The sequence below is a fragment of the Pseudomonas sp. E315 genome (assembly GCF_055406205.1).
Window position 1 is genome coordinate 290,786 of sequence record NZ_JBUZPJ010000005.1, and the last position, 21,219, is coordinate 312,004.

A 21,219-nucleotide genomic window follows, 5' to 3' on the forward strand; every position below is an offset into this window, starting at 1 on the left:
GGCGCGACCCTTTACGGGGCGAGGCAGAGGCTTTTGAGGTTATTGAGCGTTACGCCTGACCAAACTGTGCCGCCAGCTCTCGCAACAACACTTCTGCGTCGAGCACTTTTGTGACCACGTCTTCTGCCTTTTCGCGAGTCACGCCAAGGCGCTCAAACACCTCATCCGGCAGTGGCTCATAAGGCCCATGACCAATCCCTCGGCTGCGCAACAAACCGACCGCCACACACACAAGGTTCGGGTATTGCGCGGCATCCCCTGCGTATTGCGAGTCATGCTGAAAACGTAGCGCCGTGGCCAGCTCATCTGGCATGTCCCAATAGCTCATCAACCAAGCGCCCATTTGCTCGCGGGTGATGCCCAACAAATGCTGTTCGACCACGCTGTGGGTGACGTGCGGATTGACTTCGAGGTGACGACAAATCAGCGAGAAATGCGGCGGAAACACGTGCGCCAGCAGCAAGTAACCAAAGTTGTGAAGCAAGCCTGCCAAGTACGTCAGACCCGTTTCAGGGCGTTCGGCCCGCGGCATGGCACGGGTTAAACCTTCAATCACTGCGGCGGTGTAGATCGATTGCTGCCAGTAAGGCGTGCTCGATTGCGGGTGGTCTTTGGGCAGGCTTAAGGTTTTACCCAGCGCCAAACCCAGCGCCAGATTGATCACCAGGTCAAAACCCAGCACACGCACAATGGCGTCTTCAACAGAGCGAATTTTGCCCGGAGCAGCGTAGTACGGCGACGCGGCCCAGCTCATGACTTGCGCCGCCAGCGCCGGATCAGTCTCAACAACGCCGGTGATGTCATCAATCGTGGCGTTAGGATCAACTCGCAGCTTGATGATCTTGCGGGCCGTTTCGGCCAGCGGCGGAATCTCGATAGTGGCTTCCAGCCGCTGCTGAATACGCCGGGCGGTGAACTCATGCACCGCTTGAGTGATGGCTTCGCCATTGGCGTCCAATTGATCAAGGCTCGGCTTGATCGCACTCAACGGCTCGCCAAATCGACCAGCGCTGGCTTTGGTGAGCATGCCTTTGAAGTCTTCCTGCGCGATCTCCAGCAGCAGGCCGGGTTCACCCGCGCTGATCAACAGCAAAGGCTCTTGCAGCAGCTGCTCTTCGTACAGGCACGGCGAGCTGGTGAGCGGCGGCAAGCCCGGCAGCAGGCTCAGGCTATGGTTGCCCAGCATGCGCTCAAGCCGATCCGGGGCCACGGCCGTCATACGGCGCCCGATCAACTCAGTGAGGCGATTAAGGTCCAGCAGATGGCTTTGTGGAAACAGCACCATCAACGCGCCGACAGAGTCATCCAGCAAGGCGGCTTGCACCTTGCGGGCAGGGTTAAGCCCGGGATGGTCATACACTTCGCGATACGGGATTGCCAACTCACCGAGCAACTTCCGAATAACGGATGGCGTGTTCGGGACGGTTGGAGCGCTGGCAACTTCTGTCATGGTTTGTATCCGATTCTTACAGCTCAAATTTGATAATCATGCAGTTAATCGGCCGCAGACCTATTTACTGAATGATCTTTTAGACCTGCCCGTACTGCTGACCGTGACGCAACCAACGATCAAGTAACGGGCTGACATGGGTCGGCCAACGCTCAAGCAGCGCCAATGCCGCGTCGCGCACAGCAGGCAGCAAATCGGCATCGCGCATCAGGTCGGCGACCTTGAATTGCAGCAGGCCTGTTTGCCGAGTGCCCAGCATCTCGCCGGGGCCACGAAGTTCGAGGTCTTTTTCAGCGATCACAAAACCATCGTTGGTTTCGCGCATGATGCCCAACCGCTGGCGCCCCACTTGCGACAGCGGCGGGTGATACAGCAGCACGCAATGACTGACCGCACTGCCTCGCCCCACGCGACCGCGCAATTGGTGCAATTGAGACAAGCCCAGCCGTTCGGGGTTTTCGATAATCATCAAGCTGGCGTTCGGGACGTCAACGCCCACTTCAATCACCGTGGTCGCGACCAGCAATTGCAATTCGCCCGCCTTGAACTGCGCCATGACGGCGGCTTTTTCTGCGGCTTTCATGCGGCCGTGAATCAGCCCTACACGCAACTCGCCCAAGGCACTGGAAAGGTCTTCAAATGTCGTCTCGGCGGCCTGACAGGTCATCTCTTCAGATTCTTCAATCAGCGTACACACCCAGTACGCCTGCCGCCCTTCGGCGCAAGCCGCGCGCACTCGCTCAATCACTTCAATTCGCCGCGTATCAACCACCAGCACCGTGTTCACAGGCGTACGCCCGGGCGGCAGTTCATCGAGGATCGACGTGTCGAGGTCGGCGTAAGCACTCATGGCCAAGGTTCTAGGGATCGGTGTGGCGGTCATGATCAACTGATGCGGGCACATGACGCCGCCCACGCCTTTGTTACGCAACGCCAAGCGTTGCTGCACCCCAAAGCGGTGCTGCTCGTCGATGATCACCAGTGCCAGGTTCTTGAACTGCACTTGATCCTGAAACAAGGCGTGGGTGCCGACGACCATCGGCGCGCCGCTGGCAATTTGCTCTAGCGCCGTTACCCGCGCCTTGCCTTTGAGCTTGCCCGCCAACCACGCCACTTCAATCCCAAGCGGCTCCAGCCAGCGCTTGAAGCTGATGAAGTGCTGTTCGGCAAGGATTTCAGTCGGTGCCATCAACGCAACCTGATAGCCAGCCTCCAACGCCTGTAGGGCGGCCAAAGCGGCAACCACCGTCTTGCCCGCCCCCACGTCGCCCTGAATCAAGCGCAACATGGGTTCAGGCTGGCTCAGGTCGTAAGCCACTTCGTTGCCCACCCGCACCTGAGCGCCTGTGGGAGAGAAACCCAAATTCGCGAGAAATTGCGCGGGCAGTTTATTGGCCTTGGGCAACGCCGGGGCGCGCTGCGAGCGCAGGCTTTCGCGCAAACGTTGTTGCGATAACTGATGGGTCAGCAGCTCTTCAAAGGCCAAACGGTGCTGAGCCCAGTGATGGCCCAAGGCAAGCTCTTCAACATCAGCATCTGCAGGCGGCTGATGCAGGTAGCGGATCGCTTCATCCAGCGGTGCCAGTTGATAGTCTTTGGCCAGCTCTGGGGGCAACCAGTCAGGCAAGCTACGCGGGCCAAGCAAGGCAAGGCTTTGTTGGCTGAGTTGACGCAGGCGTTGCTGAGTCAGGCCTTCGGTAGTCGGATAAATCGGCGTCAGCGTCGTGTCGACCGGCGGCGGCTCATCACCCGTAATGGCGCGGTATTCCGGGTGGTAGATCTCAAGCCCGGAGGCGCCGGGTCGCGCTTCGCCATAACAACGCACTTCAGTGCCACGCTTGAGGCTTTCCTTTTGCGCGTTACTGAAATGATAGAAACGCAGGCTTAAGCCTCCGGTGCCATCGTTGATGCGTACCAGCAAGCTGCGACGCTTGCCCATCACGACATCAGTGCCAATCACCCGGCCTTCGACCACTGCGTCCTGACCGGGGCGCAAGGCACCAATCGGCACTACACGCGTACGGTCCTGATAACGCAGCGGCAAATGAAACAGCACGTCTTGCACTGTTTCCAGCCCGACTTTGGCCAGTTTTTCAGCCATCGCATCGCCCACGCCCTTAAGCGCGGTGACCGACACGTTCGACAACTCGGTCATGGCGGCACTTAGGTAGCAGCCGGTGGTTTGGCCACCGAGCACAGACGGATCGAGTCAGCGAGGATTTCAATCGCTTTTGGCCGCGGGAAGCTTGCACGCCAGGCAATGGCGACGGTGCGAAACGGCACAGGCGGCGTCAGTGGTCGTACCGCCAACACGCCTGGGGCGTAGTGGTGACTGTCGACAGCCGACAACGGCAGGATAGAAATACCCAGCCCCGACGCAACCATGTGGCGGATGGTTTCCAGTGAGCTGGACTCAACCGTGGTGTGCTTGGCGCCATCATTGCCTTTGGTCAACGTTGGGCAGGCTTCAAGCACTTGATCGCGGAAACAGTGGCCTTCGCCCAACAACAGCAAGCTCTTGTCGTTGAGCAAGCCCGCGTCGATGGTTTCCTTTTTGGTCCACGGGTGCTCGCTCGGCATCAGCACGTAGAACGGCTCATCGTAGAGCGGCAACGTCAGCACATCCGCTTCGTGGAACGGCAGGGCGATGATGATCGCGTCCAGTTCCCCGTTACGCAGTTTGTCGCGCAGGATGTGGGTGAAGTTCTCTTCGATATACAACGGCATTTGCGGGGCAACGCGATGCAGTTGCGGAATCAGGTGCGGGAACAAATACGGCCCAACGGTGTAAATCGCCCCCACTTTGAGCGGGGCGGTAAGCTGGTTTTTGCCAGCCTGCGCCAACTCACGAATGCCTTGGGCCTGCTCAAGGACCTTTTGAGCCTGGGCAACAATACCTTCGCCCACAGGCGTGAGACGCACGGCGCTTTTGCTGCGCTCAAAAATGAGCACACCGAGTTCGTCTTCCAGTTTTTTGACGCCCACCGACAAGGTCGGTTGGCTGACATGACAACGCTCAGCCGCGTGGCCGAAGTGCTGTTCTTGGGCAAGGGTAACGATGTAACGCAGTTCTGTAAGAGTCATAGCGGGCGTCCATGAGGTTGCGGGCCAAAGCATAACGGCTGCAATCGATAGACGCACGTTATCAGACATTGCCCACACAGCTACAGTCGCCAATCAATGTCTGTGTCGTTTTTATCTGAACGCCAGATGCACAAAGGGCACCCTAAGGTGCCCTTTGTGGTGTTAACGCCGACGTTTATCGATGGAATAAACGAAGGGGGCCACGATTTCGATGCTGCCATTGGTCAGCATGTCGGCCGGTGGCTTGGGCAATGGCTGTGCCCGACGAATCATTTCCAGGGTGGCCCGGTCTAGATCCGCGTTGCCAGAACGCCCAACCAGCTCGTAAGACAGCACCTTGCCTTCAGCATCCACCACAAAGCGCAGACGGTTCAGACCTTCCTTGCCTCGCGACTGAGCAGCCGCCGGGTACTTCTTGTACTTGCCCAGGTGAGCCAGCAAAGCACCTTCCCAGCTGGCTTTAGCCGCCAGTTGTTGGGCGGACGGGCCTGGAGCCGGGGCGGCCGACTTGTCGTTCGACGTCTTGGTTGGCGTCGCGTCGCTCGGTTTTTCTTCTGAAGGCTTCTCTTTGACCGGGTCGGGTTTTTCCACAGGCTTGGGCGGCTGAGGCTTTTGCTTGGGTTTAACCGGCTTAGGCACAGAGATCTTCGGCTTGGGCGCTTCGGCCAGCTTGGGAATCGGCAGTTCTTCCACAGGCGTCGGCGGTTGTGGTGGTGTCACCACTTTCGGCGGCGCAGGCGGTGGGGGTGCTGGCAGCGGCGCCAGATCAACCATCATCGCTTGGGGTGGAAGCTCAACCGCCCGCGGGTTGGACCATTGCAGGGCAAGGATTACCGCCACTGCATGAATGCCCAACACCGCGGCCAAGCTGACGGCGTAACGCGTCATCTTTGGGCGCGTCATGCTCATTTCTTGGCTGCCGTCTCAAGTCCGACCAGACCCACCTTCAAGTAACCGGCTGCGCGCAGTGCATCCATCACGCTCATCAAGTCACCGTAGTCCACGCCTTTGTCAGCCTGGAAGAAGATCGTCGTGTCTTTGTTGTTGTGAGTCCGGGCGTCCAGAGTTGGGCCCAACGCTTCAACAGTCACCGGCTCTTCGCCCAAGTACAGACGTTGATCGGCCTTGACGCTGAGGAACACAGGTTTCTCAGGGCGAGGCGCCGGTTTGGCGGTCGAAGCTGGCAGGTCAACCTTGATATCCACAGTGGCCAGCGGTGCCGCCACCATGAAGATGATCAACAACACCAACATCACATCAATAAAGGGGGTGACGTTAATTTCGTGATTCTCGGCGAGATCGTCATCGCCTTCTTTTAAATGCAGGCCCATGGCCGATTACCCCACTTTCACCATGTGCGGTTGCGAGCTACGCTCGGGCGGCAGGTGATCGAGGTCACGGCTGACCAGCAGCAACACTTCTGCCGAAGCATCAGCCACCTGAGCTTTGTAGCCGGTGATCGAGCGGGCGAAGACGTTGTAAATCACAACCGCAGGGATCGCAGCCACCAGACCCAAAGCCGTCGCCAACAGAGCTTCAGCAATACCCGGCGCGACAACAGCCAAGTTGGTGGTTTGAGTTTTAGCGATACCGATAAAGCTGTTCATGATGCCCCACACGGTACCGAACAGACCGACGAACGGTGCTGTAGAACCGATGGTAGCCAACACGCCTGTGCCGCTGCTCATGTTACGACCACAGGCCGCAACCAAACGCTCAAGACGGAAGCTGACGCGCTCTTTGATGCCTTCTTTTTCGCGACTATTAGCCGACAATCGCATCTCTTCGAGCGCATCTTGTACCAGCAAGTGTGCCAGCGTGCCTTCTTTGGTCGCTGATTCGCTAGCTTCTTTAAGCGTGCGGGCTTTTTTCAGGCTGGCGATTTCGGCGCGCAGGCGGCGCTTGGCACCCAGCACTTCAAAACCTTTGGCAATCCAGATGGTCCAGGTAATGATCGAAGCGATAGCCAGACCGATCATCACGATTTTGACGATGATGTCAGCGTTCTTATACATGCCCCAAGGCGACAGGTCGTGGGCCATGCCCAGGCTGTTGTCTTCTTCGGCAATGATTTGCGGCGCATCGTCAGCGGGGGCTACTGCACCTTCGGCTTGCTCAGGATCAGTAGCGCCTGGCGTTGCAACTGGAGCAGGTGCCGCCACTGGGGCCTCGGCGACCGCAGCCGACTGAGCCGCTGGAGCAGCAACAGGCTCGTCAGCAAATACTGCGGCAGGCGCCAGTAACAGGCTAAACATCAGCGCCGCAACCCCACGCCAAATGCGTGCAGGGCTAAAAGGCTTGGTTGGCGAAGCGGTGGAATGATTGCGTGTCATGCTAGCCGGACCTGAGGAAAGTAGAAGGTTTGCCCTACAAGAGGTGTAAGACCGTAGGAAAATGATGCGTGATTATTGCAAGTAATTCTTGTTAACAAAAGCAATAGCATCTGTTTTTTTCAGAATTCACTACCTTAGTCGTGTCCATTCGTGTTGTTTTGTCACTTTTAATCAGGAGTTTTGAGATGTCCAAACCCTCTGTTTTGATCGCGGGTTGTGGCGATGTCGGGAGCCGTCTCGCCACTCAGTTGCTCGATAACGACTGGAAGGTCTATGGCCTGCGGCGCTCCATTGATCAATTGCCGTCTGGCGTCATTGGCGTGGCCGGCGATCTTTTCAATACCCAGTGCCCCGCTCTGTGGCCCACAGAGAACATCGACTATCTGGTGTACAGCGCCGCCGCAACGGAACACGACGAGGCGGGCTATAAGGCAGCTTATATAGATGGACTTACGCACACGCTGAGCTGGCTGAAGCTGCATAACCAGCAACCTAAACGGCTGTTATTTGTCTCCAGCAGCGGGGTTTATGGTCAGAAGGACGGTGAATGGGTAGACGAAACATCACCCGCCCAAGCCTCACGCTATTCAGGCCGGATCATGCTCGAAGCCGAGCAGGTGGCACTTAACAGCGGCATTCCTGCCAGCGTTGTGCGTTTAACGGGCATCTATGGGCCGGGGCGCGAGTGGCTGCTGGGGCAAGTGCGAAAAGGCTATCGCGTCGCCATTGACCCGCCGCTTTACGGCAACCGCATCCATGCCGACGATGCAGGCGGGCTGCTGGCTTTCTTGCTCAAGGCTGATCTGCAAGGCAAAGCACTGGACGACTGTTACATCGGCGTCGATGACGCGCCCGTGCCCTTGGCCGAACTTGTGGACTGGCTTCGCGAGCGCTTGGGTATTACTGAATGGTCAGATGAGGCCAGCGTGCGCCGGGCGGGCAGCAAACGCTGCAGCAACGCACGCGCCAAAGCGTTGGGCTGGCAGCCGCGCTACCCAAGTTACCGTGAAGGCTACGCCGCGATTTTGGCAGGCAGCGCGTAGGCGCAATTCTGCATTTTGTAGTCGCGACCGCCGGCAGCGACTACTGCTTCTCCAGTACCCACTCACGTTTGCCGGGGTAGAACTGGGGCATTTCATCAGGCTGGGCTGAGTCGAGCGCCTGAAAAATCTCAAGCTGTTTACCGTTGCGCTCAAAGATATGGGCAGCCCCGGTCTCGCCTTGCTGTAGCCAAAGACTGTCGTATTCGCCACTCATCGAGGCGCAGTCTCCTGCCAGACAGAGAGCGTAAACATCCGCGCCGGGCAGGCCTTCAATGCGCCCATCAGGCAAGAATTTGACTGTATTACCTTGGCCCACACCACTGGCTACGCGCCATTGCCCACCTAAATAAGCCGTCTTGAGGGCCGTTTCAAAACGCGTACCAAGAGGAGCATCGCTGCCCACGCTCAGGCGAGAGCGTACAAACGGTTGTTGAGGCTCAGAATCTGAAGCCGATTGCACCAGCTCATCACCATCAAGGCTCAACGCTGTGGCGGAACTGCCGTAAAAATCGACCGTCCAGGTGCCATCCTTTTCAGGCTCAAGCTTGCCTTCAATACGCTCAAAACCATTGGTGTAGTTGGCTTGTGCCGCCTTGGCGTCAATGTCCCATTCAAAGTTCGGCCCATAAGCCAATAAGGCTTCGCGCAGGTTGCCGCCCTTGGCAGCAGCATCAATTGCAGCTTGGTTTATCCAGACACCACTGATATCGCGGTTGGCGGGTTCGCTGGCACAGCCACCCAAAAAAACGGCGAGCAGTGACAAGGCTAGCGCTTTGCGCATAGTGGAATCCTTTTAAAGCGGGGGGGTTGGCGCAGCATGAAAACGCTGCGCCGAGGGGTGTTACTCAAGTACCAGAATGGCGTCCATCTCAACCTGCGAGCCCTTTGGCAGAGCGGCAACGCCAATAGCGGCGCGAGCTGGGTATGGCTGCTCGAAATACTTGCCCATGATTTCGTTAACCTTGGCGAAGTGGCTCAGGTCAGTCAGGAAGATGTTCAGCTTAACGATGTCCTTGAACGAACCACCGGCGGCTTCAGCGACCGACTTCAGGTTTTCGAAAACCTGTACGGTCTGGGCTTCAAAGCCTTCAACCAGCTCCATGGTTTTTGGGTCCAGCGGGATCTGACCGGACATGTAGACGGTATTGCCAGCTTTGATCGCCTGAGAGTAAGTACCGATAGCAGCAGGTGCCTTGTCGCTGGTGATAACTGTCTTGGTCATGAATGACTCCTTGTAATAGCCGGGCTAGGTGGGCGGACTACGCACGCATGCGAGTGATGCGAATAACCCCGGTGAGGGCGCGCAGCTTTTTGATCACGCGAGCCAGGTGCACTCGGTCGTGCACACTGACGACCAGTTGGATCACGCTGATACGACCATCGCGCTCATCCATGCTGATTTTTTCGATATTGCCATCGGCGGCGTTGACACTACTGGCCAGCAGGGCAATGAGGCCACGCTGGTGTTCCAGTTCGACGCGCAACTCGACGTTGAATTCGCCGGTAACGTCCTTGGCCCACGAAAGCTGAATGCACTTTTCGGGGTTGTGACGGATTTCACTGATGTTGCGGCAGTTGTCCAAGTGCACAACCATGCCTTTGCCCGCAGACAGGTGCCCCACAATCGGGTCCCCCGGGATCGGCGTACAGCATTTGGCATAACTGAGCACCAAACCTTCTGTACCGCGAATCGCCAGTGGGCCTTCGGGGCTTGGCAGTTGTTCGCCTTCACCCAACAAGCGCCGTGCCACCACGTAGGCCATGCGGTTACCCAAGCCAATGTCTTCGAGCAGATCTTCGATTTGCTCCAGGCGGTATTCGTGAAGCATTGCCTGCACACGTTCCGCCGGAATTTTGTCCAGTGCGCTGTTAAACCCGTTAAGCACCTTGTTCAGCAAGCGCTCGCCCAAGTTGATCGACTCAGAACGACGCTGCAATTTGAGGGCGTGACGGATATGCGTACGAGCCTTGCCGGTGACCACAAAGTTGAGCCAGGCCGGGTTAGGGCGGGCACCAGGGGCGCTGACGATCTCGACCGTGGAGCCACTTTGCAATGGCTCGGACAGCGGCGCGAGACGGCGATTGATTCGGCATGCAATGCAGCTGTTACCCACGTCGGTGTGTACCGCGTAAGCAAAGTCGACCGCCGTGGAGCCTTTGGGCAGCTCCATGATCCGACCTTTAGGCGTGAACACGTAGACCTCGTCCGGGAACAGGTCGATCTTCACACTTTCGATAAATTCGAGGGAGTTACCTGCGCGCTGCTGCATCTCCAGCACGCCTTTGACCCACTGCCGTGCGCGGGCATGGGTGCCTTGATGCTGCTCGTCGCCACTGGACTTGTACAACCAGTGTGCGGCGATGCCGTTGTTGGCCATTTCTTCCATTTCACGGGTACGGATCTGAATTTCGATCGGTACGCCGTGCATGCCAAACAGCGTGGTATGCAGCGACTGATAGCCGTTGGCTTTTGGAATGGCGATGTAGTCTTTGAAACGTCCCGGCAGGGGCTTGTACAAATTATGTACAGCTCCTAATACGCGGTAGCAAGTATCGACTTTATCGACGATGATCCGGAACGCGTAAACGTCCATGATTTCGTTAAACGCTCGACGCTTGCCGCGCATCTTCTTGTAGATGCCGTAGATATGCTTTTGACGACCGCTGACTTCGCCCTGAATGCCATCAATGGCCAAACAGTGGCTGAGCGATTCTTCAATTTTGTTGACGATTTCCTTGCGATTGCCCCGGGCGCGTTTAACGGCCTGATAGATGCGTGCGGAACGCATCGGGTACATCGCTTTGAAACCCAGGTCTTCGAATTCGATACGAATACTGTGCATACCCAGCCGATTGGCGATGGGTGCATAGATTTCCAAGGTTTCCTTGGCAATCCGTCGGCGTTTTTCGCCAGACAGTACTTCGAGGGTGCGCATGTTGTGCAGACGGTCTGCCAACTTGACCAAAATCACGCGGATATCACGCGCCATGGCCATGGCCATCTTCTGGAAGTTTTCAGCTTGAGCTTCAGCCTTGGTCTCGAAGTTCATCTGAGTCAGCTTGCTGACCCCATCAACCAGTTCAGCCACCGTCTCGCCAAATTGCGCGACAAGTGCTTCTTTGGCAATGCCAGTGTCTTCGATCACGTCATGCAGCATGGCCGCCATCAGGCTTTGATGGTCCATATGCATTTCGGCAAGGATATTCGCGACTGCCAGCGGATGCGTGACATACGGTTCGCCGCTACGTCGGCGTTGGCCGTCGTGGGCTTGTTCTGCGTAGAAGTACGCTCGGCGGACCAAGTTGACTTGGTCCGGGCCGAGGTAAGCCGACAAGCGATCGGCGAGGGCGTCTATGCTCGGCATGAGGGAGCCTCCTGCCAAAACTGTTGACCCTGCGCCGTGCTACGTCGACCGGGCATAGGCTTAGTTAGCCTCGTTGGACTCGTCCTCGAACGCTGCGAACAGCGGTTCGTCTTCGACGATTTCAGCGTTGGCGATAAACTCGTAGCTCATCAGGCCTTCAGCGATTTCACGCAGGGCAACAACGGTAGGCTTGTCGTTTTCCCACTGGACCAGAGGCTCTTTACCGCCGGTAGCCAGTTGACGGGCACGCTTGGTAGACAGCATGACCAGCTCAAAGCGGTTATCCACGTGTTCTAGACAGTCTTCAACGGTTACGCGGGCCATGGTCTTCCTCGTAGCAAATGCAATATGCGCGCTGCCCGGATGGGCGAGCGGACTCAACAGTTTAAAAAATCACCAGCCATTAGGGAAGCGCTGATTTTTCAAGCACCGCCCCAAAAACCCCTGTAAGCGCCAATGTAAAGCCCTTACAGGGTTTTTGGGAAGCCCCCTTTAACCCAGTAATTCAGCCAGTAATTTGCCAAAACGCTGCTGTTGGCGCTTTTGCTGGAGCTGATTGGCACGGAAAATCGCCTTCAAATCATCCAGTGCATGGGCAAAATCGTCGTTAATGATCAGGTAGTCATAGTCGACGTAGTGACTCATTTCACTCACAGCTTCGCGCATACGGCCGTCAATAATTTCATCGCTGTCCTGCCCGCGATTATCCAGACGCTGACGCAATGCTTCCTGGCTCGGCGGCAGGATGAAAATCGAACGTGCTTGCGGCATCAATTTGCGTACTTGCTCGGCGCCTTGCCAGTCGATTTCCAGAATCAGGTCATGACCTTCATCCAGCGTCTGCTGCAAATGGCTTTGCGAAGTACCGTAGAGATTGCCAAATACTTCGGCGCGCTCCAGAAAGTCGCCGTGTTCGATCATTTTCACGAACTCTTCACGCTCGACAAAATGATAGTTCACGCCGTCTACCTCACCCGCGCGCATGGCGCGGGTGGTGTGCGAAACCGAAACACGGATCTGCGGCTGCGCGTCAGTCAAAGCCTTGACCAGACTGGTCTTGCCTGCGCCCGACGGGGCCGAAATGATGTAAAGAATGCCAGTACTGTGGGTCATGTCAGGGAGAGCCTTACTCAATATTCTGTACTTGTTCGCGCATCTGCTCGATCAACACTTTGAGGTTGACCGCTGCTTGAGTGCTGCGAGGATCGAAAGCTTTAGAGCCCAAGGTATTGGCCTCACGATTAAGCTCTTGCATCAAAAAGTCGAGACGCCGACCTGCCGCACCACCCGATTTGAGTACGCGGCGCACCTCAAGAATGTGGGTGCTCAAGCGATCAAGCTCTTCAGCTACGTCGCTTTTCTGCGCCAGCATCACCATTTCTTGCTCAAGACGCTGCGGATCAAGCTCGGCTTTCATGTCAGCAAAGCGATCAAGTACCTTTTGACGCTGGGTGGCGAGCATCTGCGGCACCAGCTCGCGCAAGGTGTCGACGTCACTCTCAATGGAGGTCAAACGTTCGCTGATCAAACGCGCCAGCTCCGCGCCTTCGCGTTCGCGGCCATTTTTCAACTCTTGCAGACCCTGCTTGAACAGCGATAACGCCTGATTGTTCAGCGCTTGAGGGTCAGCCGCGTCTGCCACCAGAACACCTGGCCAAGCCAGCACTTCCAGCGGGTTAAGGGCCGCGGGTTGCTTGATCAAGCCTGCAATGGTTTCGGCCGCCGCAACCAATTGCGCAGCGCGTTCGCGATCAACCTGCAACGGCTTGCCCGTGGTTTCTTCGGTAAAGCGCAAGGTGCATTCCAGCTTGCCTCGTGAAATACCCTGACGCAGCGCTTCACGCACAGCACCTTCGAGGTCACGAAAGGATTCAGGCAGACGTAGGTGCGGCTCCAGGTAGCGGCTGTTGACCGAACGCAGCTCCCAGCTCAGGGTGCCCTGAGTGCCAGCGCTTTCCACGCGAGCAAAGGCGGTCATGCTATGCACCATGGAAGGTACCTCGCGATTTAATGGATGAAGCCTGACGGCTATAAGGCGGCGGATTGTAACGCAGTGCGCGGGCGCGCCCAAACGGCGTCTGTCGTAAACATGCCTATCAATTTGTAGTCACTGCCGGAGGCTGCGATGGATTACGCCGCAACGCCACCCCAGAAGATCCGCCGACCCTTTTCGCACCCTGCGCCAGCGACTACAGACGTGAAATGTTTTTAGACGTGTCCTGTTGGGCTGCGGCCTTTATAATGCTCGGCAGTTTTCCGTCCCGTACAGGTATCCCACATGAAACGTCCAAGTGGTCGCGTTGCCGATCAGCTACGCTCGATCCGCATCACCCGCAACTACACCAAACACGCAGAGGGTTCTGTACTGGTCGAGTTCGGTGACACCAAAGTCATCTGCACCGTCAGCGTCGAAAATGGCGTCCCACGCTTCCTTAAGGGTCAGGGCCAAGGCTGGCTGACTGCCGAATACGGCATGCTGCCACGCGCCACCGGTGATCGTAACCAGCGAGAGGCCAGCCGTGGCAAGCAAGGCGGCCGTACGCTGGAGATCCAACGCTTGATCGGCCGCTCCCTTCGCGCAGCCCTGGACATGTCCAAGCTGGGCGACATCACCCTGTACGTCGACTGCGATGTAATTCAGGCTGATGGCGGCACCCGTACTGCATCGATTACCGGCGCAATGGTTGCGCTGGTTGATGCCCTTAAAGTCATCAAAAAGCGCGGCGGCCTCAAAGGCGGCGACCCGATCAAGCAAATGATCGCGGCCGTGTCGGTGGGTATTTACCAAGGCGAGCCTGTGCTTGATCTCGACTACCCTGAAGACTCGGCAGCCGAAACTGACCTGAACGTGGTCATGACCAGCACCGGTGGTTTCATTGAAGTACAGGGCACCGCCGAAGGCGCACCGTTCCAGCCTGAAGAGCTGAACGCCATGCTCGCTCTGGCACAAAAAGGCATGACCGAAATCTTTGCCCTGCAACAAGCCGCATTGGCCGACTGATTGCTGAACCATCGCTTACAACCTGGAGAACGCCATGAGTGAGTTGGACCTTTCAAAACCCGGGCCGAGCCGCGAAGCTCGTCAATGGGCCATGTTCTGTCACTTTTCGGCGTTCCTGGGAATGTGGTTTCCGTTTGGCAGTTTGATCGGCCCGCTGATCCTTTGGCAGATGAAGCGCGAGAGCGATCCTTTCGTTGATGATCAGGGCAAAGAAGCGCTGAACTTCCAGATCACCGTGGCGATTGCCTCGGCAATTTGCTATGTGCTGATGTTTATCCTGATCGGCTTCGCCTTGCTGGGCCTGGTGCTGATCGGCGCTGTGGTGCTGGTGGTTATTGCAGGCGTCAAGGCCAACGACGGGGTGGCGTATCGCTACCCCTTCACATGGCGCCCCATCAAGTAACCCGCCACTGCTGCGTTTATTAGCGACAAAAAAATGCCCGTATCTTTCGATACGGGCATTTTTATAACGGCGAAAAGACACTTAGATGGTCAGTGTCCAGTCGTAGTCCACGATCAATGGTGCATGTTGCGAAAAACGCGGCTGACGCGGCAAACGTGCACTGCGTACAAAACGACGCAAGCCCGGTGTCAGCAACTGATAGTCGAAACGCCAGCCAAGATTGAGCATCTCGGCCTGTTCGTTGTCCGGCCACCAGCTGTACTGATCGCCTTCACGACTGACTTCACGCAGGGCATCGACATAGCCCATGTTGCCGACAATCTCATCCAGCCAGGCCCGCTCAGGCGCCAAGAAGCCGGGAGATTGCTGGCTGTCACGCCAGTTTTTAATGTCGAGCTTCTGCTGCGCCACATACAGCGAGCCGCAGTAGATGTACTCACGACGCTTGCGACGCTGCTTATCCAGGTAGCGTGCAAAGTCATCCATTAGCTTGAACTTTTGATTCAAGTCTTCATCGCCGTTTTGCCCCGAAGGGAGCAGCAAGGTCGCGATGCTGACCTTATCGAAATCGGCTTGCAGGTAGCGCCCGTAGCGATCGGCCGTCTCGAAGCCAAGCCCAGTGATGACTGCCTTCGGTTGCAACCGCGAGTACAAAGCCACACCGCCTTGGGCAGGGACTTCAGCTTCGCAGGCATAAAGAAAGTAGCCATCCAGCTGGTAGGCTGGATCGTCCAGTTCAAAGGCGGAGGCGCGGGTGTCCTGCAGGCAGATAACGTCGGCATTCTGAGCTTGCAGCCAACTGAGCAAACCGCGCTCGACTGCCGTCTGAATACCATTAACGTTCACACTGATGATCCGCATAAATGGCCCCAAAAATCACGTGCGTGTATGATACACGCCGTCTTACTAATTAGCTAAATCCGTGGCATCTGGGGCCTTTTCCATGCAAGCGTATCAGCGCGACTTCATCCGTTTTGCCATCGATCGCGGCGTTTTGCGCTTCGGTGAGTTCACCCTGAAGTCCGGGCGTACCAGTCCTTACTTCTTCAATGCCGGCCTGTTCAACACCGGCTCCGCGCTGGCTCAACTGGGGCGCTTTTACGCAGCCGCCATCGTTGACAGCGGTATTCCCTTCGACGTGCTCTTTGGCCCGGCCTACAAAGGTATTCCTTTGGCCGCTACCACTGCTGTGGCGCTGGCTGAACACCACGAACGTGACGTGCCGTGGTGCTTCAACCGCAAAGAAGCCAAAGCCCACGGCGAAGGGGGCAGCCTGGTCGGCTCGCCGCTGGAAGGCGATATCTTGATCATCGACGACGTAATCACCGCTGGCACTGCCATCCGTGAAGTCATGCAAATCATTCAAGCCCAAGGCGCCAAAGCGGCGGGCGTGTTGATTGCCTTGAACCGTCAAGAGCGTGGCAACGGCGAGCTATCGGCCATTCAAGAAGTCGAGCGCGACTTCGGCATTCCAGTGGTCAGCATTGTGTCGCTGAACCAAGTACTGCAATTTTTGGCTGATGATGACGCGCTTAAACAGTACCTGCCGGCCGTTGAAGCTTATCGGGCGCAGTACGGGATCTAACCCGCACCTGAAAAACCGCTAAAAAAGACCCCGCACGAAAACTCGAGCGGGGTCTTTTTTTGCAGCTCGCCTCAGGCAGGCTTGCTGTTGGTAATCAGCGTACCCACACCGGTGTCCGTGAAGATCTCCAGCAACACCGCATTCGGTACTCGCCCGTCAACAATGTGAGCGGTGGTCACACCGCCTTGCACAGCCTCCAGCGCGCAGCGGATTTTAGGCAGCATACCGCCGTAAATCGTGCCGTCAGCAATCAGGTCGTCCACTTGTGCCGTGGTAAGGCCGGTCAACACGTGACCTTCCTTATCCATCAGGCCAGCGATATTGGTCAGCAGCATCAGCTTCTCAGCCTTCAACGCTTCAGCGACCTTGCCCGCCACCAAGTCGGCGTTAATGTTGTAAGACTCGCCGTTTTCACCCACACCAATCGGTGCGATCACCGGGATAAAATCGCCCTTGGTCAGCATGTGCAGCAGGTCGGTGTTGATCCCGACCACTTCACCTACGTGACCAAAATCAATGATCTCCGGGCTCGTCATTTCAGGCGTTTGACGGGTTACCACCATCTTCTTGGCACGGATCAACGTAGCGTCTTTACCGGTCAGACCAATCGCACTGCCACCATGACGGTTGATCAGGTTCACGATCTCTTTGTTGACGTGCCCACCCAGCACCATCTCAACCACATCCATAGTTTGCGAGTCTGTCACGCGCATACCGTCGATAAAATGGCTCTCGATAGACAACCGCTTGAGCAAATCACCGATTTGCGGCCCGCCACCGTGAACCACCACCGGGTTGATCCCCACGGCTTTCATCAACACGATGTCACGGGCAAAACCGGTTTTCAGATCATCGTTCTCCATGGCGTTGCCGCCGTACTTGATCACCAGCGTCTTGCCGACGTAGCGGCGAATATAGGGCAGCGCTTCGGACAAAACCTTGGCGACGTTGGAGGCGGCATCACGTTCGAGGGTCATTCAGGGCTCCGGTAGAACAAGTCGATCAAAACGGTAGTTGGAGATCAGGTGCCACACGCTTCAACTGAGCGTGAAAAACATCCTTAATGCGTTGCAGTTCAGCCTCAGTATCCGCCTCAAATCGCAGCACCAGCACCGGCGTGGTGTTGGATGCGCGAACCAGGCCCCAACCGTGGGGGTAGTCGACCCGAACACCATCAATGGACGTCAGCTCAGCGGCCTCACCCCATTGGGCGTCGTGCAAGGCGTCAATGATGCTGAATTTGCTCTCATCCGTCACATCGATATTGATCTCAGGCGTAGAAATATCGTTCGGGAAGGTCTCAAACAGCTCTTCAGCTGTCGATTGCTGCTTGCTCAGGATCTCCAGCAAACGTGCAGCGCTGTAAATACCGTCATCAAAGCCGAACCAACGCTCTTTAAAAAAGATGTGCCCGCTCATTTCACCGGCCAGCAAGGCGCCGGTTTCTTTCATCTTCTTCTTAATTAACGAATGCCCCGTTTTCCACATCAGAGGGCGACCCCCATACTCCTTGATCAACGGCGTTAGGCGGCGTGTGCATTTCACATCAAAGATGATCTCGGCGGCCGGATTGCGTACCAGCACATCCTGAGCGAACAGCATCAGCAAGCGATCCGGGAACACCATCGTACCGGTGTTGGTAACAACGCCCACACGATCACCATCACCATCAAAGGCCAGCCCCAAGTCCGCCTTCACTTCTTTGACCTTGGCGATCAAATCCACGAGGTTCTCAGGCTTACCCGGATCGGGATGATGATTAGGAAAGTTGCCATCCACTTCACAGAACAGCGGGATAACTTCGCAATTCAAGGCTTCGATCAGTTGTGGCGCGATCACGCCCGCAGCGCCGTTGCCGCAGTCAACTACCACCTTGAGCCGCTTCGCCAACTTGATATCACCCGCAATCTGCGAGAAGTAACGCTCCAAAATTTCAACCCGCGCAATACTGCCTTCACCGCGAGTCAGGTCATTGGTTTTGAGCCGCGTGTGCAACGCTTGAATTTGCTCGTTGGCCAACGTGTCGCCAGCGATCACGATTTTGAAGCCGTTGTAGTTAGACGGGTTGTGGCTGCCCGTGAGCATCACCCCCGACTTGCCTGCCAGCACATTTGCCGCGTAATACAGCGCCGGAGTCGGCACCAACCCCACGTCACTGACATGGCAGCCACTGTCAGCGACACCCTGAATCAAGCGCTCAACCAGCTCAGGGCCAGACAAACGCCCGTCACGCCCCACCGACACATTGGGCTCGCCCTTGGCCAGGCTTTCAGAGCCAATGGCGCGGCCAACCCAGTAAGCGGTTTCAGCGGTCAATGTTTCTGGCACCACCCCACGAATGTCGTAAGCACGGAAAATACTGTCAGGAAACTGCGGCGCAACCGAGGCTGTACTGCTCATTACGGGGGTACTCCACTTTCAAAGAATTTTGGGCTGCGTACTGACTGCCAGACACGCAAACATCGACCTGACCACACGAAGCGCAGACGGCGCGCAATGGCATGTTGTCGAATACAAACTGGAGGTTTGGACGGTGTTTTGAGACGAGAGTTCGCAAGGCCAATTGGCATCACGGCGCATATGGCAGAGGGCCGCCAGCGATTTAGGCGACGAAAGTGCTAACAATTTTTGCGCGAGCTTCATCCTGAATTACCACGCGACCGGTTCAGGTCAGGCTGGGCGCCTGACCTGTCACAGCAGAATCAAAGCGTGCCGGAATGGCCGAAACCTCCTGCACCACGCTGACTTTCATCAAACTCTTCAACCAGCTCAAAATGCGCTTGCACCACAGGCACCAACACCAATTGAGCAATGCGCTCGCCAACGGCAATGTTGAACGCAGTTTGCCCGCGGTTCCAGCACGACACCATCAGCTCGCCCTGATAATCGGAGTCGATCAAACCGACCAGATTGCCCAGCACGATGCCGTGTTTGTGGCCCAGCCCGGAGCGCGGCAGGATCAACGCGGCAAGGCCCGGATCGCCGATGTAAACCGACAGCCCAGTTGGAATCAGCAGGGTTTGGCCTGGCTCCAGAATCGTGTCTTGTTTAAGCATGGCGCGCAGGTCAAGGCCGGCAGAACCGGGCGTGGCGTACTGCGGCAGCGGGAATTCGTTACCAATGCGTGGATCAAGGATTTTGGCTTGCAAAGCGTGCATACGAGTTAAACCTGGTTCAGACGTTCGGCGATAAAAGTGACCAACTGGCGAGCAATCTTGCCCTTGCTGGTCTGGGCAAACTGAGTAGCGTGCAGCTCACGGTCAATCACGCTGACCGCGTTTTCCTCACTGTTGAAACCAATGCTGGGGTTCGCCACGTCATTGGCAACAATCAAATCGAGGTTTTTGTCTTTGAGCTTACGTGCGGCGTAATCGAGCAAGTGCTCGGTCTCGGCAGCAAAGCCGACACTAAACGGGCGGTCAGGGCGCGAAGCGATGGTGGCCAGAATGTCTGGATTACGCACCATTTGCAGCAACAGACCGTCGCCACTCGTAGGGTCTTTCTTGAGTTTTTGCGGGGCAACCACTTCAGGGCGGTAATCCGCTACAGCAGCAGAGGCGATAAACACATCACACGGGATCGCCGCTTCACACGCTGCGAGCATATCGCGCGCACTGACAACATCGATACGCGTGACCCGATCCGGCGTAGGCAAATGCACTGGGCCCGTAATCAGTGTGACGCGAGCACCGGCTTCAACCGCGGCTTCGGCCAGAGCAAAGCCCATTTTCCCGGAGCTGTGGTTGGTGATGTAACGCACTGGGTCGATGTTTTCCTGAGTCGGTCCCGCCGTGATCAGCACGTGTTTGCCGGTCAGCGCATTGCGCTGGAAACACTCGGCAGCACACTGCACCAAGTCATCGGCTTCAAGCATTCGTCCAAAACCCACGTCACCACAGGCCTGACTGCCAGAAGCAGGGCCAAACACACGTAGACCACGGCTTTGCAGGAGCTGAGTATTAGCTTGCGTGGCAGGGTCACGCCACATGGCCTGATTCATGGCCGGGGCGATTGCCACGGTCGCATCAGTCGCCAGCACCAGCGTGGTTAACAAATCATTGGCAAGGCCTTGGGCCAAACGCGCAATCAGGTCAGCCGTGGCGGGGGCAATCAGCACCAGATCGGCCCACTTGGCCAACTCGATATGCCCCATCGCAGCTTCTGCCGCAGGGTCGAGCAAGTCCAGATGAACCGGGTGCCCCGACAACGCTTGCATGGTCAGCGGGGTAATGAATTCGCTGCCGCCGCGCGTCATCACAACACGCACTTCAGCACCTTGATCGAGCAGGCGGCGAACCAGCTCTGCACTCTTGTAAGCAGCAATGCCGCCGCCGACGCCTAAAACAATGCGTTTTCGATACAGCCGCTGCATAGGCCTGCCTTTTAGTTCGATGATGGCTGCGCGCAATAGGGCCAAATGCCACGCAAAAATGATGGGCTAAGATAACACAGCGCCTTTAGCGCCCACACAAGGAGGTGTTATGAGTATCAAAAATTGGCCTGCGGCCGAACGACCGCGAGAGAAACTTTTAGAGCATGGATCGGGCAGTCTTTCTGACGCTGAACTGCTGGCGATCTTCCTGCGTACCGGGGTTTCGGGCAAAAGTGCCGTAGATCTTGCCCGGCATTTGCTCAACGAATTTGGCAGTTTAAGAGCCTTGCTGGAAGCCGACCTAAAAACCTTCAGCCAACAATTGGGGCTCGGCCCAGCCAAGTTCAGTCAGCTACAGGCGGTACTGGAAATGGCCCGGCGGCACTTGGCCGAGCGTCTGCGCCGCGACTCAGCCCTTGAAAGCCCGCAGGCGGTTCGTGATTACCTAAAAGCCTTGTTGCGCCACGAGCCACACGAAGTTTTCGGCTGCCTGTTTATGGACTCAAAGCACCGAATGCTGACCTTTGAAGTGCTATTCAGCGGTCTAGCATTTTCTAATAATTTTGATCGAGGTCACCAAAGG

General features: G+C 56.8%; 20 protein-coding genes and 2 pseudogenes. 5 read left to right on the top strand and 17 right to left on the bottom strand.

Going from position 1 to position 21,219, the window contains the following annotated elements; genetic code table 11:
* Positions 1-49 precede the first annotated feature (49 nt).
* The 6 genes from ACZRJQ_RS10285 to exbB form a co-directional block, all read right to left on the bottom strand.
* Positions 50-1,450, bottom strand: coding sequence for an aminoacyl-tRNA deacylase and HDOD domain-containing protein (locus tag ACZRJQ_RS10285; protein WP_463978249.1), 1,401 nt, complete (start codon positions 1,448-1,450; stop codon positions 50-52).
* A gap of 79 nt (positions 1,451-1,529) precedes the next feature.
* The gene (recG, locus tag ACZRJQ_RS10290; RefSeq protein ID WP_463978250.1) at positions 1,530-3,605 is read right to left on the bottom strand and encodes an ATP-dependent DNA helicase RecG; all 2,076 of its coding nucleotides are present in this window, start codon (positions 3,603-3,605) and stop codon (positions 1,530-1,532) included.
* 8 nt (positions 3,606-3,613) lie between these two features.
* Positions 3,614-4,534, bottom strand: a complete 921-nt coding sequence (locus tag ACZRJQ_RS10295; protein ID WP_463978251.1) for a LysR substrate-binding domain-containing protein — start codon at positions 4,532-4,534, stop codon at positions 3,614-3,616.
* A gap of 162 nt (positions 4,535-4,696) precedes the next feature.
* Entirely contained in the window at positions 4,697-5,443 is a 747-nt protein-coding gene (locus tag ACZRJQ_RS10300) for a TonB family protein (protein WP_463978252.1), read from the bottom strand.
* A complete protein-coding gene (exbD, locus tag ACZRJQ_RS10305; RefSeq protein WP_019828186.1) occupies positions 5,440-5,865 on the bottom strand; it encodes a TonB system transport protein ExbD in 426 nt (141 codons plus the stop codon). The genes ACZRJQ_RS10300 and exbD overlap by 4 nt, the downstream gene beginning before the upstream one ends.
* A 6-nt stretch (positions 5,866-5,871) precedes the next feature.
* Positions 5,872-6,867 carry a tonB-system energizer ExbB gene (exbB, locus tag ACZRJQ_RS10310; protein WP_463978253.1) on the bottom strand — a complete coding sequence of 332 codons (996 nt, stop codon included), beginning with the start codon at positions 6,865-6,867 and terminating at the stop codon, positions 5,872-5,874.
* A 185-nt stretch (positions 6,868-7,052) separates the two neighbouring features.
* On the opposite strand from exbB, the gene ACZRJQ_RS10315 reads away from it, so the two are divergent.
* The gene (locus ACZRJQ_RS10315) at positions 7,053-7,910 is read left to right on the top strand and encodes an SDR family oxidoreductase (protein ID WP_463978254.1); all 858 of its coding nucleotides are present in this window, start codon (positions 7,053-7,055) and stop codon (positions 7,908-7,910) included.
* Between the two features lie 40 nt (positions 7,911-7,950).
* Here the strand turns inward: ACZRJQ_RS10315 and ACZRJQ_RS10320 are convergent, their stop codons facing one another.
* The 6 genes from ACZRJQ_RS10320 to ACZRJQ_RS10345 form a co-directional block, all read right to left on the bottom strand.
* Positions 7,951-8,691, bottom strand: a complete 741-nt coding sequence (locus ACZRJQ_RS10320) for a hypothetical protein (RefSeq protein WP_463978255.1) — start codon at positions 8,689-8,691, stop codon at positions 7,951-7,953.
* Between the two features lie 60 nt (positions 8,692-8,751).
* Complete coding sequence (locus ACZRJQ_RS10325) at positions 8,752-9,132, bottom strand: RidA family protein (protein WP_463978256.1); 381 nt, start codon at positions 9,130-9,132, stop codon at positions 8,752-8,754.
* A 37-nt stretch (positions 9,133-9,169) separates the two neighbouring features.
* On the bottom strand, positions 9,170-11,275 hold the full coding sequence (gene spoT / locus ACZRJQ_RS10330; RefSeq protein ID WP_463978257.1) for a bifunctional GTP diphosphokinase/guanosine-3',5'-bis pyrophosphate 3'-pyrophosphohydrolase: 2,106 nt from the start codon (positions 11,273-11,275) through the stop codon (positions 9,170-9,172).
* Between the two features lie 60 nt (positions 11,276-11,335).
* Complete coding sequence (gene rpoZ, locus ACZRJQ_RS10335) at positions 11,336-11,599, bottom strand: DNA-directed RNA polymerase subunit omega (protein WP_016782707.1); 264 nt, start codon at positions 11,597-11,599, stop codon at positions 11,336-11,338.
* Between the two features lie 168 nt (positions 11,600-11,767).
* The gene (gene gmk, locus ACZRJQ_RS10340) at positions 11,768-12,388 is read right to left on the bottom strand and encodes a guanylate kinase (RefSeq protein ID WP_463978258.1); all 621 of its coding nucleotides are present in this window, start codon (positions 12,386-12,388) and stop codon (positions 11,768-11,770) included.
* A gap of 13 nt (positions 12,389-12,401) precedes the next feature.
* The gene (locus ACZRJQ_RS10345) at positions 12,402-13,265 is read right to left on the bottom strand and encodes a YicC/YloC family endoribonuclease (protein WP_463978259.1); all 864 of its coding nucleotides are present in this window, start codon (positions 13,263-13,265) and stop codon (positions 12,402-12,404) included.
* A 288-nt stretch (positions 13,266-13,553) separates the two neighbouring features.
* Between ACZRJQ_RS10345 and rph the strand changes: the two genes are divergently transcribed.
* Together rph and ACZRJQ_RS10355 are read left to right on the top strand one after the other, a co-directional pair.
* Positions 13,554-14,276 (top strand): ribonuclease PH, encoded by a 723-nt coding sequence (rph, locus tag ACZRJQ_RS10350; RefSeq protein ID WP_463978260.1) that lies wholly within the window; start codon positions 13,554-13,556, stop codon positions 14,274-14,276.
* 34 nt (positions 14,277-14,310) lie between these two features.
* Positions 14,311-14,679 carry a DUF4870 domain-containing protein gene (locus tag ACZRJQ_RS10355; RefSeq protein WP_463978261.1) on the top strand — a complete coding sequence of 123 codons (369 nt, stop codon included), beginning with the start codon at positions 14,311-14,313 and terminating at the stop codon, positions 14,677-14,679.
* Positions 14,680-14,760: 81 nt separating this feature from the next.
* Here the strand turns inward: ACZRJQ_RS10355 and ACZRJQ_RS10360 are convergent, their stop codons facing one another.
* Positions 14,761-15,540 (bottom strand): exodeoxyribonuclease III, encoded by a 780-nt coding sequence (locus ACZRJQ_RS10360; protein ID WP_463978262.1) that lies wholly within the window; start codon positions 15,538-15,540, stop codon positions 14,761-14,763.
* Positions 15,541-15,622: 82 nt separating this feature from the next.
* Here ACZRJQ_RS10360 and pyrE point away from each other — a divergent pair, with 82 nt between their 5' ends.
* The gene (pyrE, locus tag ACZRJQ_RS10365) at positions 15,623-16,264 is read left to right on the top strand and encodes an orotate phosphoribosyltransferase (protein ID WP_463978263.1); all 642 of its coding nucleotides are present in this window, start codon (positions 15,623-15,625) and stop codon (positions 16,262-16,264) included.
* A gap of 71 nt (positions 16,265-16,335) precedes the next feature.
* Here the strand turns inward: pyrE and argB are convergent, their stop codons facing one another.
* The 4 genes and pseudogenes from argB to coaBC form a co-directional block, all read right to left on the bottom strand.
* Positions 16,336-17,241 (bottom strand): acetylglutamate kinase, encoded by a 906-nt coding sequence (gene argB / locus ACZRJQ_RS10370; RefSeq protein WP_463978264.1) that lies wholly within the window; start codon positions 17,239-17,241, stop codon positions 16,336-16,338.
* Positions 17,242-17,266: 25 nt separating this feature from the next.
* Positions 17,267-18,673 (bottom strand): annotated as a pseudogene (locus tag ACZRJQ_RS10375) (phosphomannomutase/phosphoglucomutase); the annotation flags it as partial.
* Between the two features lie 293 nt (positions 18,674-18,966).
* Positions 18,967-19,422: a dUTP diphosphatase gene (dut, locus tag ACZRJQ_RS10380; protein WP_463978265.1), complete on the bottom strand. Its 456-nt coding sequence runs from the start codon at positions 19,420-19,422 to the stop codon at positions 18,967-18,969.
* A 5-nt stretch (positions 19,423-19,427) separates the two neighbouring features.
* Positions 19,428-20,636, bottom strand: coding sequence for a bifunctional phosphopantothenoylcysteine decarboxylase/phosphopantothenate--cysteine ligase CoaBC (coaBC, locus tag ACZRJQ_RS10385; RefSeq protein WP_463978266.1), 1,209 nt, complete (start codon positions 20,634-20,636; stop codon positions 19,428-19,430).
* A 109-nt stretch (positions 20,637-20,745) separates the two neighbouring features.
* Between coaBC and ACZRJQ_RS10390 the strand changes: the two are divergent.
* Positions 20,746-21,180 (top strand): annotated as a pseudogene (locus ACZRJQ_RS10390) (UPF0758 domain-containing protein); the annotation flags it as partial.
* Positions 21,181-21,219: the final 39 nt, after the last annotated feature.